The 13,039-nt window shown below is 45.8% G+C and carries 19 protein-coding genes; 17 read left to right on the top strand and 2 right to left on the bottom strand.

Features of this window, described 5'->3' with window-relative positions; genetic code table 11:
- Positions 1 to 8 precede the first annotated feature (8 nt).
- The 17 genes from rplF to oxyR all read left to right on the top strand — a co-directional run bounded on the left by rplF (position 9) and on the right by oxyR (position 9,520).
- Positions 9 to 542 carry a 50S ribosomal protein L6 gene (gene rplF / locus Q3O12_RS06225; protein WP_003749285.1) on the top strand — a complete coding sequence of 178 codons (534 nt, stop codon included), beginning with the start codon at positions 9 to 11 and terminating at the stop codon, positions 540 to 542.
- A 13-nt stretch (positions 543 to 555) separates the two neighbouring features.
- On the top strand, positions 556 to 909 hold the full coding sequence (gene rplR / locus Q3O12_RS06230; RefSeq protein ID WP_003749287.1) for a 50S ribosomal protein L18: 354 nt from the start codon (positions 556 to 558) through the stop codon (positions 907 to 909).
- A gap of 17 nt (positions 910 to 926) precedes the next feature.
- Entirely contained in the window at positions 927 to 1,445 is a 519-nt protein-coding gene (gene rpsE, locus Q3O12_RS06235) for a 30S ribosomal protein S5 (protein ID WP_003684704.1), read from the top strand.
- Positions 1,438 to 1,623: a 50S ribosomal protein L30 gene (rpmD, locus tag Q3O12_RS06240; RefSeq protein ID WP_003684808.1), complete on the top strand. Its 186-nt coding sequence runs from the start codon at positions 1,438 to 1,440 to the stop codon at positions 1,621 to 1,623. Before rpsE ends, rpmD begins: the two co-directional genes overlap by 8 nt.
- A 1-nt stretch (position 1,624) precedes the next feature.
- Complete coding sequence (rplO, locus tag Q3O12_RS06245) at positions 1,625 to 2,059, top strand: 50S ribosomal protein L15 (protein ID WP_301669753.1); 435 nt, start codon at positions 1,625 to 1,627, stop codon at positions 2,057 to 2,059.
- Between the two features lie 11 nt (positions 2,060 to 2,070).
- Positions 2,071 to 3,381 carry a preprotein translocase subunit SecY gene (gene secY / locus Q3O12_RS06250; RefSeq protein ID WP_301669754.1) on the top strand — a complete coding sequence of 437 codons (1,311 nt, stop codon included), beginning with the start codon at positions 2,071 to 2,073 and terminating at the stop codon, positions 3,379 to 3,381.
- Between the two features lie 4 nt (positions 3,382 to 3,385).
- Positions 3,386 to 3,604: a translation initiation factor IF-1 gene (gene infA / locus Q3O12_RS06255; RefSeq protein ID WP_002215452.1), complete on the top strand. Its 219-nt coding sequence runs from the start codon at positions 3,386 to 3,388 to the stop codon at positions 3,602 to 3,604.
- A 20-nt stretch (positions 3,605 to 3,624) separates the two neighbouring features.
- Positions 3,625 to 3,738 (top strand): 50S ribosomal protein L36, encoded by a 114-nt coding sequence (gene rpmJ / locus Q3O12_RS06260; RefSeq protein WP_003697674.1) that lies wholly within the window; start codon positions 3,625 to 3,627, stop codon positions 3,736 to 3,738.
- 65 nt (positions 3,739 to 3,803) lie between these two features.
- Positions 3,804 to 4,166, top strand: a complete 363-nt coding sequence (rpsM, locus tag Q3O12_RS06265; RefSeq protein ID WP_002215453.1) for a 30S ribosomal protein S13 — start codon at positions 3,804 to 3,806, stop codon at positions 4,164 to 4,166.
- Positions 4,167 to 4,185: 19 nt separating this feature from the next.
- Complete coding sequence (rpsK, locus tag Q3O12_RS06270; RefSeq protein WP_002216249.1) at positions 4,186 to 4,581, top strand: 30S ribosomal protein S11; 396 nt, start codon at positions 4,186 to 4,188, stop codon at positions 4,579 to 4,581.
- 19 nt (positions 4,582 to 4,600) lie between these two features.
- Positions 4,601 to 5,221 carry a 30S ribosomal protein S4 gene (rpsD, locus tag Q3O12_RS06275; protein WP_003749818.1) on the top strand — a complete coding sequence of 207 codons (621 nt, stop codon included), beginning with the start codon at positions 4,601 to 4,603 and terminating at the stop codon, positions 5,219 to 5,221.
- Positions 5,222 to 5,246: 25 nt separating this feature from the next.
- Entirely contained in the window at positions 5,247 to 6,233 is a 987-nt protein-coding gene (locus Q3O12_RS06280; protein WP_002215457.1) for a DNA-directed RNA polymerase subunit alpha, read from the top strand.
- A gap of 23 nt (positions 6,234 to 6,256) precedes the next feature.
- Positions 6,257 to 6,625 carry a 50S ribosomal protein L17 gene (gene rplQ / locus Q3O12_RS06285; RefSeq protein WP_002216251.1) on the top strand — a complete coding sequence of 123 codons (369 nt, stop codon included), beginning with the start codon at positions 6,257 to 6,259 and terminating at the stop codon, positions 6,623 to 6,625.
- A gap of 146 nt (positions 6,626 to 6,771) precedes the next feature.
- On the top strand, positions 6,772 to 7,485 hold the full coding sequence (gene minC / locus Q3O12_RS06290) for a septum site-determining protein MinC (protein WP_301669755.1): 714 nt from the start codon (positions 6,772 to 6,774) through the stop codon (positions 7,483 to 7,485).
- A gap of 28 nt (positions 7,486 to 7,513) precedes the next feature.
- Complete coding sequence (gene minD, locus Q3O12_RS06295; RefSeq protein ID WP_019272320.1) at positions 7,514 to 8,329, top strand: septum site-determining protein MinD; 816 nt, start codon at positions 7,514 to 7,516, stop codon at positions 8,327 to 8,329.
- Positions 8,330 to 8,332: 3 nt separating this feature from the next.
- Positions 8,333 to 8,596 (top strand): cell division topological specificity factor MinE, encoded by a 264-nt coding sequence (gene minE / locus Q3O12_RS06300; protein WP_003749826.1) that lies wholly within the window; start codon positions 8,333 to 8,335, stop codon positions 8,594 to 8,596.
- A 3-nt stretch (positions 8,597 to 8,599) separates the two neighbouring features.
- Entirely contained in the window at positions 8,600 to 9,520 is a 921-nt protein-coding gene (oxyR, locus tag Q3O12_RS06305) for a LysR family transcriptional regulator OxyR (protein WP_301669756.1), read from the top strand.
- A 90-nt stretch (positions 9,521 to 9,610) separates the two neighbouring features.
- Here the strand turns inward: oxyR and Q3O12_RS06310 are convergent, their stop codons facing one another.
- Entirely contained in the window at positions 9,611 to 10,075 is a 465-nt protein-coding gene (locus Q3O12_RS06310) for a hypothetical protein (RefSeq protein ID WP_301669757.1), read from the bottom strand.
- Positions 10,076 to 10,142: 67 nt separating this feature from the next.
- Positions 10,143 to 12,980, bottom strand: a complete 2,838-nt coding sequence (locus Q3O12_RS06315) for a valine--tRNA ligase (RefSeq protein WP_301669771.1) — start codon at positions 12,978 to 12,980, stop codon at positions 10,143 to 10,145.
- Positions 12,981 to 13,039: the final 59 nt, after the last annotated feature.

A 13,039-nucleotide genomic window follows, 5' to 3' on the forward strand; every position in this document is an offset into this window, starting at 1 on the left:
AAATGTAAATGTCACGCGTCGCAAAAAACCCAGTGACTGTTCCTGCTGGTGTAGAAGTAAAATTCGGAACAGATGCATTGGTAATCAAAGGTAAACATGGCGAACTGTCCTTTCCTTTGCATTCCGATGTTGCTATTGAACTAAACGATGGTAAATTGACTTTTGCTGCAAAAAATGACAGTAAACAGGCTAATGCTATGTCTGGTACTGCTCGTGCATTGGTTAATAACATGGTTAAGGGTGTTTCTGAAGGTTTTGAGAAAAAACTTCAATTGATTGGTGTGGGTTATCGTGCCCAAGCGCAAGGCAAAGTTTTGAACTTGTCTTTGGGTTTCTCTCATCCAATCGTATACGAAATGCCTGAAGGTGTTTCTGTTCAAACTCCTAGCCAAACAGAAATCGTTTTGACTGGTGCAGATAAACAAGTGGTTGGCCAAGTCGCTGCTGAAATTCGTGCATTCCGTTCTCCTGAGCCTTATAAAGGCAAAGGTGTTCGTTATGTAGGTGAAGTAGTAGTGATGAAAGAAGCCAAGAAAAAATAATTGAGGTTCACTAATGGATAAACATACAACCCGACTCCGTCGTGCACGCAAAACCCGTGCGCGTATTGCGGACTTGAAAATGGTAAGATTATGTGTGTTCCGCAGCAATAATCATATTTATGCTCAAGTAATTAGTGCTGAAGGTGATAAAGTATTGGCTCAAGCCTCTACATTGGAAGCTGAAGTACGTAGTAGCCTGAAATCAGGTAGCAACGTTGAAGCAGCAGCTGTAGTTGGTAAGCGTATTGCTGAAAAAGCTAAAGCAGTAGGTGTTGAAAAAGTTGCTTTTGACCGTTCAGGTTTCCAATATCACGGTCGTGTGAAAGCTTTGGCTGAAGCTGCACGTGAAAATGGTTTAAGCTTCTAATATTTGGAGACTTTCAGATGGCAAAACATGAAATTGAAGAACGCGGTGACGGCCTGATTGAAAAGATGGTCGCAGTTAATCGCGTGACTAAAGTAGTTAAAGGTGGTCGTATTATGGCTTTCTCTGCACTGACTGTTGTTGGTGATGGCGATGGTCGCATCGGTATGGGTAAGGGTAAATCAAAAGAAGTGCCAGTTGCTGTTCAAAAAGCAATGGATCAAGCACGCCGCTCTATGATTAAAGTACCTTTGAAAAATGGTACGATTCATCATGAAGTTATTGGTCGTCATGGCGCTACTAAAGTATTTATGCAACCTGCTAAAGAAGGTAGCGGTGTAAAAGCTGGTGGTCCAATGCGTTTAGTATTTGATGCTATGGGTATCCATAACATTTCAGCTAAAGTACATGGTTCTACTAATCCTTACAATATTGTACGCGCTACATTAGACGGTTTGTCTAAACTGTATACCCCTGCTGATATTGCTGCTAAACGTGGCTTGACAGTAGAAGATATTTTGGGAGCTAACCATGACTGAGCAAAAAAAGATTAAAGTTACATTGGTTAAGAGCCTGATCGGTACAATTGAATCTCATCGTGCATGTGCTCGTGGTTTAGGTTTGCGCCGCCGTGAACATACTGTAGAGGTTTTGGATACCCCTGAAAACCGTGGCATGATCAATAAAATCAGCTACTTGTTGAAAGTGGAGTCTTAATATGTTTTTGAATACTATTCAACCTGCTGAGGGTGCTACGCATGCTGGTCGTCGTGTAGGCCGTGGTATTGGTAGCGGCTTGGGTAAAACAGGTGGTCGTGGTCATAAAGGTCAAAAAAGCCGTTCTGGTGGCTTCCACAAGGTAGGTTTTGAAGGCGGTCAAATGCCTTTGCAACGCCGTCTGCCGAAACGTGGTTTCAAATCTTTGACTGCTGCCGCTAATGCTGAAGTTCGTTTGAGTGAATTAAATCTGATTGCTGTGAACGAGATTGATGTCTTGGTTCTTAAACAAGCTGGTCTGATTGCATCTACAGTCTCTAATGTTAAAGTTATTGCTTCTGGTGAAATTTCTAAGGCAGTTGCTTTGAGGGGTATTAAAGTTACCAAAGGTGCGAGAGCTGCTATCGAGGCTGCTGGTGGTAAGATTGAAATGTAAGGTTTAATATTGTGGCTAATCAACAAACGTCATCAGGTTTATCCAAGTTTGGAGATCTTAAGAAACGTCTTTTGTTTCTATTTGGAGCATTGATTGTTTTTCGAATTGGTGCCCATATACCCGTACCTGGAGTTGATGCTGTTGCTTTAGCTAAATTATACGAAAGCGCTGGAAACGGCATCCTGGGAATGTTGAATATGTTTTCTGGTGGGTCGTTAGAGCGCTTTAGTATATTTGCAATAGGAATCATGCCATATATTTCAGCTTCTATTATTGTACAGCTCGCTTCTGAAATTTTGCCATCATTGAAGGCTTTAAAAAAAGAAGGGGAGGCTGGTAGAAAGGTAATTACGAAATATACTAGGTATGGTACTGTTTTGTTAGCAATTCTTCAAAGTCTAGGTGTTGCATCTTTCGTATTTCAGCAAGGAGTTGTTGTAACAAGTTCATTTGAGTTTCATGTTTCCACGGTAGTTTCTTTGGTAACGGGAACCATGTTTCTTATGTGGCTTGGGGAGCAAATTACTGAAAGGGGTATCGGGAACGGTATTTCTTTAATTATTACGGCAGGTATTGCTTCAGGTATTCCTTCGGGTATTGCAAAGCTGGTTACACTGACGAACCAAGGTTCTATGAGCATGCTTACGGCGTTGCTTGTTGTATTTGGTGCCTTATTATTAATTTATTTGGTTGTATACTTTGAAAGTGCACAGCGGAAGATTCCTATTCATTATGCAAAACGCCAGTTTAATGGCGGGGTGGGTAGTCAAAATACGCATATGCCTTTCAAGTTGAATATGGCTGGTGTTATTCCCCCAATTTTTGCTTCCAGTATTATTCTATTTCCATCTACTCTTTTAGGTTGGTTTGGTTCGGCTGATACAAATAGTGTTTTGCACAAAATAGCTGGATTGTTACAACACGGTCAATTGCTGTATATGGCTTTATTTGCAGCGACAGTTATTTTCTTTTGTTATTTTTATACGGCTTTGTTTTTTAGCCCTAAAGAAATGGCAGAGAATTTAAAAAAGAGTGGTGCTTTTGTTCCTGGGATTAGACCTGGTGAGCAGACCTCTAGGTATTTAGAAAAAGTTGTATTACGTTTGACATTGTTTGGAGCTCTTTATATTACAACTATTTGTTTAATTCCAGAGTTCTTAACTACGGTTTTAAATGTACCTTTTTATTTGGGTGGCACGTCTTTGTTGATTCTAGTTGTTGTAACGATGGATTTTAGTACACAAATAAATTCGTATAGGCTTACTCAACAGTATGATAAGTTAATGACTCGTTCAGAAATGAAATCATTTTCTCGGAAATAGAATTATGGCGAAAGAAGATACTATCCAAATGCAAGGTGAAATTCTTGAAACTTTACCTAATGCAACATTTAAAGTAAAACTTGAGAATGACCATATTGTATTGGGTCATATTTCTGGGAAGATGCGGATGCATTACATTCGTATTTCTCCGGGAGATAAGGTCACAGTAGAGCTGACACCTTATGATCTAACTAGGGCTCGAATTGTTTTCAGAGCAAGATAAACCAATAAAAGGAAAATAAAATGCGTGTACAACCATCTGTTAAGAAAATTTGCCGAAATTGCAAGATTATTCGTCGAAATCGTGTAGTTCGTGTAATTTGTACTGATCCCCGTCACAAACAGCGTCAAGGTTAATGGAATATTTCTTTTAATGTGATTCTGTGATATAGTGACACACTTTGCCCTAAAAAGGAAAAAATATGGCTCGTATTGCAGGGGTAAATATCCCTAATAACGCACACATCGTAATTGGTCTTCAGGCTATTTACGGTATTGGTGCTACTCGTGCTAAATTGATTTGTGAGGCTGCAAATATTGCGCCTGATACTAAAGCAAAAGATTTGGACGAGACTCAATTAGATGCTTTACGTGATCAAGTTGCCAAGTATGAAGTAGAAGGTGATTTGCGTCGTGAAGTAACTATGAGTATCAAGCGATTGATGGACATGGGCTGCTATCGTGGCTTCCGTCATCGTCGCGGCTTACCATGCCGCGGTCAACGCACTCGTACAAATGCGCGTACCCGCAAAGGTCCGCGTAAAGCGATTGCTGGTAAGAAATAAATTTTAAGGAATTTTATTAATGGCTAAAGCAAACACAGCTTCACGTGTACGTAAAAAAGTACGTAAAACCGTGAGTGAGGGTATTGTGCACGTTCATGCATCTTTCAACAATACCATCATTACAATCACTGACCGTCAAGGCAATGCGTTGTCTTGGGCTACCTCTGGCGGCGCTGGTTTTAAAGGTTCTCGTAAAAGTACACCATTTGCAGCACAAGTTGCAGCAGAAGCAGCTGGTAAAGTTGCCCAAGAGTATGGCGTTAAAAATTTAGAGGTTCGTATTAAAGGCCCAGGTCCTGGTCGCGAATCCTCTGTACGTGCTTTAAACGCTCTTGGTTTCAAGATTACCAGCATTACTGACGTTACCCCGTTGCCTCATAACGGTTGCCGTCCGCCTAAAAAACGTCGTATTTAATATTGGAGTGATTTGAAACATGGCACGTTATATTGGCCCTAAATGTAAGTTGGCACGTCGCGAAGGTACGGATTTGTTTTTGAAGAGTGCGCGCCGCTCTTTGGATTCTAAATGTAAAATTGATTCCGCTCCTGGTCAGCATGGTGCAAAAAAACCGCGTTTGTCAGACTATGGTTTGCAGTTGCGTGAAAAACAAAAAATCCGCCGTATTTATGGCGTATTAGAACGTCAGTTCCGTCGTTATTTCGCAGAAGCTGATCGTCGTAAAGGTTCTACTGGCGAGTTGCTGTTGCAATTGCTGGAATCTCGTTTGGATAATGTCGTTTATCGTATGGGTTTCGGTTCTACCCGAGCTGAAGCAAGACAGCTTGTTTCTCATAAGGCGATAGCTGTAAATGGACAAGTTGTCAATATTCCTTCTTTCCAAGTGAAAGCTGGTGATGTTGTCTCAGTTCGTGAAAAAGCCAAAAAACAGGTGCGTATTCAAGAAGCATTGGGTTTGGCAACTCAAATCGGCTTGCCGGGTTGGGTTTCTGTAGATGCAGATAAACTTGAGGGTGTGTTCAAAAACATGCCGGATCGCTCGGAATTGACCGGTGATATTAATGAACAGCTGGTGGTAGAGTTCTACTCTAAATAATGCTAGCTCAGTGAGGGACAGTTAAATGCAGAATAGCACAACCGAATTTTTGAAACCTCGTCAAATTGATGTAAATACTTTTTCTGCAACTCGTGCAAAAGTATCTATGCAGCCATTTGAACGTGGTTTCGGTCATACCTTAGGTAATGCTTTGCGCCGTATCTTACTGTCATCCATGAATGGTTTTGCTCCTACTGAAGTAGCTATTGCCGGTGTATTACACGAATATTCTACTGTTGATGGTATTCAGGAAGATGTTGTTGACATTTTACTGAATATTAAAGGTATTGTGTTTAAACTCCATGGTCGTAGCCAAGTTCAACTTGTGTTGAAGAAATCAGGTTCAGGTGTCGTATCTGCCGGTGATATTGAGTTGCCGCATGATGTAGAAATTCTGAATCCTGGTCATGTCATTTGTCATTTGGCTGATAACGGTCAAATTGAGATGGAAATTAAAGTGGAGCAAGGTCGTGGTTATCAATCTGTTTCAGGTCGTCAGGTAGTTCGTGATGAGAACCGTCAGATTGGTGCAATCCAGTTGGATGCGAGTTTTTCGCCCATCAGCCGTGTTAGCTTTGAGGTTGAACCTGCACGTGTAGAGCAGCGGACGGATCTTGATAAGTTGGTTTTGGATATCGAAACCGACGGTTCTATTGATCCTGAGGAAGCTGTACGCAGTGCGGCACGTATTTTGATTGATCAGATGTCTATTTTTGCTGATTTGCAGGGTACTCCTGTGGAGGAGGTTGAAGAAAAAGCACCTCCTATCGACCCTGTTCTTTTGCGTCCGGTAGATGATCTGGAATTGACAGTACGTTCAGCTAATTGTTTGAAAGCTGAGGATATTTATTATATTGGCGATTTGATTCAACGCACTGAAACCGAGCTTCTTAAAACGCCGAATTTGGGACGTAAATCTTTGAATGAGATTAAGGAAGTATTGGCATCTAAAGGTTTGACACTGGGTTCTAAGTTGGAAGCATGGCCACCTGTAGGCTTGGAAAAGCCTTAATGAAGAATTAAAGGATAATTGATATGCGTCATCGTAATGGCAATCGCAAATTAAACCGTACCAGCAGTCATCGTGCTGCAATGCTGCGTAATATGGCGAATTCATTATTGACTCACGAAACTATTGTAACAACTCTGCCTAAGGCCAAGGAATTGCGCCGTGTAGTAGAGCCGTTGATTACATTGGGTAAAAAACCGTCATTGGCAAACCGCCGTTTGGCATTTGACCGTACTCGCGACCGTGATGTTGTGGTAAAACTGTTTGGCGATTTGGGTCCTCGTTTTACTGCTCGTAACGGTGGTTATGTTCGAGTGTTGAAATACGGATTCCGTAAAGGTGATAATGCACCTCTGGCACTGGTTGAATTGGTTGACAAACCGGCTGCTGAGTAATTTTAGTCGTATAACGCCATCTGCCGAAAAGCAGGTGGCGTTATTTTTGCAATATCTGATAGGTAATAGGGTATTGGCTATTATGTTTAAAATATTAATTGAATAGCTAAGGTTTGCGCGGTAAACTTATATCATTAAAAAATTCTATGATGGTCTATATGATGAATGCCTTCGATATAAAGTCGACAAAGATGGACGTATTGTCTATATCTTTGCATACATCAGACTTGTTTGATTTGGAAGATGTACTGGTCAAATTGGGCAAGAAGTTTCAAGAGTCTGGTGTTGTTCCATTTGTTCTGGATGTTCAAGAGTTTGATTATCCCGAGTCTTTGGATCTTGCTGCATTGGTTTCGTTATTTTCAAGGCATGGTATGCAAATTTTGGGTCTGAAGCATTCTGATGAACGTTGGGCTGCTGTGGCTATGAAGTATCATTTGCTGTTTTGTCTGTCTCATTCGGAAAATGTTAAAGAACTGGGTCAGGTTGAGGTGCAGAAAACGGAGGATGGTCAGAAAGCAAGGAAAACAGTATTGATTACATCCTCTGTCCGTACTGGTCAGCAGGTTTATGCCGAAGATGGCGATTTGATTGTTACAGGGGCGGTCAGTCAGGGGGCGGAATTGATTGCGGATGGCAATATACATATTTATGCGCCGATGAGGGGGCGTGCTTTGGCCGGTGCCAAGGGTGATACTTCTGCCCGCATATTTATCCACTCCATGCAGGCGGAGTTGGTTTCTGTGGCGGGTATTTACCGTAATTTTGAACAGGATTTGCCGGACCATCTGCACAAGCAGCCGGTACAGATATTGTTGCAGGATAACCGGTTGGTTATCAGTGCAATTGGCTCAGAGTAATTGTTTGATATTTTAAAAAGGAAATATTGTGGCAAAAATTATTGTAGTAACTTCAGGTAAGGGCGGTGTCGGTAAAACGACTACCAGTGCCAGTATTGCGACAGGTTTGGCATTACGCGGATATAAAACTGCGGTAATTGATTTTGATGTGGGTTTGCGTAATCTCGACCTCATTATGGGTTGCGAGCGTCGTGTCGTTTATGACCTGATCAATGTCATTCAGGGTGAGGCGACGCTCAACCAGGCTTTAATCAAAGATAAGAATTGTGAGAATCTGTTTATCTTGCCTGCCTCTCAAACTCGGGACAAAGATGCTTTGACGCGCGATGGTGTGGAAAAAGTGATGAAGGAATTGTCCGGCAAGAAAATGGGTTTTGAGTATATTATTTGCGACTCTCCCGCCGGTATTGAGCAGGGTGCATTGATGGCGTTGTATTTTGCTGATGAAGCCATTGTAACGACCAATCCTGAGGTTTCCAGTGTGCGTGACTCCGACAGGATTTTGGGAATTTTGCAAAGCAAATCCCGTAAGGCAGAGCAAGGCGGTTCGGTTAAAGAACATCTGTTGATTACGCGTTATTCTCCCGAACGTGTGGCAAAAGGCGAAATGCTGTCTGTACAAGATATTTGCGATATTCTGCGTATTCCTTTGCTGGGTGTGATTCCCGAATCCCAAAACGTCTTGCAGGCATCCAATTCTGGAGAACCGGTCATCCATCAGGACAGCGTAGCGGCTTCCGAGGCATATAAGGACGTTATTGCCCGTCTTTTGGGTGAGAACCGTGAAATGCGTTTCTTGGAAGCTGAGAAAAAAAGCTTCTTCAAACGTCTGTTCGGAGGATAAGGTATGTCATTGATCGAACTTTTATTCGGTAGAAAGCAGAAAACGGCAACCGTTGCCCGCGACCGCCTTCAAATCATCATTGCCCAAGAGCGCGCCCAAGAAGGTCAGGCTCCGGATTACCTGCCGACTTTACGTAAAGAGTTGATGGAAGTCCTGTCCAAATATGTGAATGTTTCATTAGACAATATCCGTATTTCCCAAGAAAAGCAGGATGGTATGGATGTGCTTGAGTTGAACATTACTTTGCCGGAACAGAAAAAGGTATAGGACATGACCTTAACCGAATTGCGGTACATCGTCGCAGTCTCCCAAGAACGTCATTTCGGTCGGGCGGCGCGGCGTTGTTTTGTCAGCCAGCCCACTTTGTCTATTGCCATTAAGAAATTGGAAGAAGAGCTTGCCGTCTCTTTGTTTGACCGTAGCAGCAACGATATTATTACGACCGAGGCGGGGGAACGTATCGTTGCACAGGCGCGTAAGGTATTGGAAGAGGCGGAGCTTATCAGGCATTTGGCAAATGAAGAACAAAACGAGCTGGAGGGTGCGTTCAAACTCGGGCTGATTTTTACGGTTGCGCCGTACCTGTTGCCGAAATTGATTGTTTCGTTGCGCCGTACTGCACCGAAAATGCCTTTGATGTTGGAAGAGAATTACACGCATACTTTGACTGAGTCGCTCAAACGCGGGGACGTTGACGCGATTATCGTTGCCGAACCGTTTCAAGAGCCGGGCATTGTTACCGAACCCTTGTATGACGAACCGTTTTTCGTGATTGTCCCGAAAGGGCATTCATTTGAGGAACTGGATGCCGTTTCGCCTCGGATGCTGGGTGAGGAGCAGGTTTTGCTGCTGACGGAAGGCAACTGTATGCGGGATCAGGTGCTCTCAAGCTGTTCCGAATTGGCGGCGAAACAACGCATACAGGGGCTGACCAATACATTGCAGGGCAGCTCGATCAATACAATCCGCCATATGGTTGCCAGCGGTTTGGCAATCAGCGTGTTGCCGGCAACCGCGCTGACCGAAAACGATCATATGCTGTTCAGCATTATTCCGTTTGAGGGTACGCCGCCAAGCCGGCGGGTCGTATTGGCGTACCGCCGCAATTTTGTCCGTCCGAAGGCGTTGTCGGCGATGAAGGCGGCGATTATGCAGTCGCAGCTTCACGGGGTAAGTTTTATCCACGACTAGGCGCGGGCAATGCCGTCTGAAACGGATTTCAGACGGCATTTGTTATCTCTGCCGTCAATCAGGCAAACCGATTTGACCTGCAATCGTTTTTTATTTCACTTTCGTACATACCTCACGGGAAGTTCCGTCTTCAGACACCAATTTTCCTGTTTTATCCACTTGATATACTTCATCTTTACCGGGTTTGTCCATCTCCGCGACCAATCCGGTGTACATCATGCTTTCCAAGAGTCGTCCATCCTCCGACTTTTCCAACCACGCCAGCGTTTCGGGGCTGTGGAGTCGTGAAACTTCGCTGTACTTGATTTGGCTTTGCGTCAAGGCATTGTTTTCAAAACGCCATTTACTTCCGCCGACAACACGGTATGCCAAGATATTGCCGTCATCATCGATTTTGAGTATAGCATCGCCACGGAAACTGCCGTCCTGAAGATATTCGATTTTTGTATCACTGTGAATGTTTTCATCAGTGCCGATGCAATGCCATGTACCGACAATCGGAGAAGCCAAAGCAGTTGTTGCGGATAAAAGTATCGGCAAAATAAAGCGTTTCATCAATTTCCTTTTTTAAAAGAGGCCGTCTGAAAAACATTTTTCAGACGGCCTTGCCTATTCAATCAAATCAGTCTTTCAACTTCGCCAACTGCGTTTGAACTTTCGCCATTTTGTCTTCCAACTCCGCCAAATCGGCTTTGTCTTTTTCCACCAGATGCGCGGGGGCTTTTTCGGTGTAGCCGGGTTTGGAGAGTTTGGCGTTGAGTTTGTCCAAGGCTTTTTGCAGCTTCTCGGCTTCTTTGCTCAAACGGGCAGTTTCGGCGGCTTTGTCGATTTCGACTTTCAGCATCAGGCGCGCACCGTTGCAGACGGCGACGGGCGCGTCTTCGCTTTCGGGCAGGGCGGCGACTTGCTGCGCTTCGGTCAGGCGGGTCATCATCGGCAGGTATTTGAGGTAGTCCGCCAAGTCGTCCGCGCTTTCGACAAACAGCGGGGCTTTCACGTTGGGCTGGATGCCCATTTCGCCGCGCAGGTTGCGGACTGCGCCAATCAAATCCTGCAACACGGTCATTTGCTCGAATGCCGTCTGAACAATCTCGCCGCCGTCGGCTTCGGGGAAGCGGGCGAGCATGATGCTGTCGGCGGTTTTCGCGTCGCACAAAGGAGCGACGGTTTGCCACAGTTCTTCGGTGATGAACGGGATAATCGGATGCAGCAGGCGCAGGGCGGCTTCGAGTACGCGTAATAAGGTATGGCGTGTGGCGCGTTGGCGGCTGGCGCAGCCGGTTTGAATCTGCACTTTGGCAAGTTCCAGATACCAGTCGCAATAGTCGTTCCACACGAAGCTGTATAGGGTTTCCGCCGCCAAATCAAAGCGGTAGGTTTTGTAGGCTTGCGTAACCTGCTCGATGGTCTGATTCAGACGGCCTACAATCCACATATCGGGGAAGGAATAGCCGCGTGGTTCGGTGGCGGTTGCGCCGTAGCCGCAGTCTTGGTTTTCGGTGTTCATCAGCACAAAATTGGTGGCGTTCCAGATTTTGTTGCAGAAGTTGCGGTAGCCTTCGGCGCGCTTGAAGTCGAAGTTGACGCTGCGCCCCAAGCTGGCGTAGCTCGCCATGGTAAAGCGCAATGCGTCCGCGCCCATGCTCGGAATGCCTTCGGGGAAGAGTTTTTTCGTGGCTTCTTCCACTTTCGGCGCAGTTTCGGGTTTGCGCAGGCCGGTGGTGCGTTTTACCAGCAGTTTTTCCAAGTCGATACCGTCGATCAAATCGACGGGGTCGATGACGTTGCCTTCGGATTTGGACATTTTTTTGCCTTCGTGGTCGCGCACGATGCCGTGGATGTACACGTCTTTAAATGGTACTTTGCCGGTGAAGTGGGTGGTCATCATAATCATGCGCGCCACCCAGAAGAAGATGATTTCGTAGCCGGTGACCAAGACATTGGACGGTAGGAAGGCTTTGAGTTCGTCGGTTTCAGACGGCCAGCCGAGCGTGGAGAACGGCACGAGCGCGGAGGAGAACCATGTGTCCAATACGTCTTCTTCGCGGGTCAAGCCTGTTTTGCCGGCTTGTTTTTCGGCTTCTTCCTGATTGCGGGCGACGTACACATTACCTTCGTTGTCATACCACGCGGGGATTTGATGGCCCCACCACAGTTGACGCGAGATACACCAGTCTTGGATATTGTTCATCCATTGGTTGTAGGTATTGACCCAGTTTTCAGGGATGAAGCGCACCGCGCCGCTGTCGACGGCTTTTTTGGCTTTGTCTGCGAGGCTCAAACCTTTGAATTCGCTGTCAGGCTCGCCGCCGTTCGGTGTGGCGGACATGGCGACAAACCATTGGCTGGTCAGCATCGGCTCAATCACTGAGCCGGTTCGGTCGCCTTTCGGCGTCATCAGCGTGTGTGCTTTGATTTCGACCAACAAGCCTTGTTTCTGCAAATCGGCAACCATTTGTTTGCGCGCGGCAAAGCGGTCCAAGCCTGCGTATTTTTCAGGCAGGGCAAAGCCTTGTTGCGCTTCGCCTTTGAAGTTGAACACTTCGGCGTTTGCCAGCACTTTGGCTTCCAAATCGAATACATTGATCAGGCGCGTGTCGTGGCGTTTGCCGACTTCGTAGTCGTTGAAGTCGTGCGCAGGCGTGATTTTCACGCAGCCTGTGCCGAAGTCTTTTTCAACGTATTCGTCGGCAATCACGGGGATAGTACGTCCGGTCAGCGGTAGGATTAATTCCTTGCCGATTAAGTGGGTATAACGTTCATCTTCAGGATTAACGGCAACGGCAACGTCGCCCAGCAACGTTTCGGGACGGGTGGTCGCCACGATGACGGCTTCGGCGGGATTGTCCGCCAGCGGATAGCGGATGTGCCACATAGAGCCTTGTTCTTCCACGCTTTCCACTTCCAAATCAGACACCGCCGTACCCAAAACCGGATCCCAGTTCACCAAGCGTTTGCCACGGTAAATCAAGCCTTGCTCAAACAGGCGCACGAACACTTCGGTTACGGTTTCGGCACGCACGTCGTCCATCGTGAAATACTCGCGCGTCCAGTCGGCGGAACAGCCCACGCGACGCATCTGCTGCGTAATCGTGCCGCCGGAAACTTCTTTCCATTCCCACACTTTTTCCAAGAATTTTTCGCGCCCCAAGTCATGACGGGACACGTTTTGCGCGGCAAGCTGACGCTCGACCACGATTTGCGTGGCGATGCCCGCGTGGTCTGTGCCGGGAATCCAGGCGGTGTTGCAGCCTTTCATGCGGTAGTAGCGGGTCAGGCCGTCCATAATGGTTTGGTTGAAGGCATGACCCATATGCAGCGTGCCGGTTACATTGGGCGGCGGCAGTTGGATGGAAAAAGACGGTTTGGTCAAATCCATATCGGGCCGGAAATAACCTTGCGCTTCCCAGTTTTGATAATGTTTGGATTCGATTTCGGCGGGGGAGTATTTGTCTAACATATGAAGCCCTGAGAAATAAGATGATTTGATGGTTTGGATTATAGCGCAAATGCCGTCTG

The organism is Neisseria benedictiae (assembly GCF_958267435.1).
Lineage (GTDB): Bacteria > Pseudomonadota > Gammaproteobacteria > Burkholderiales > Neisseriaceae > Neisseria > Neisseria bergeri.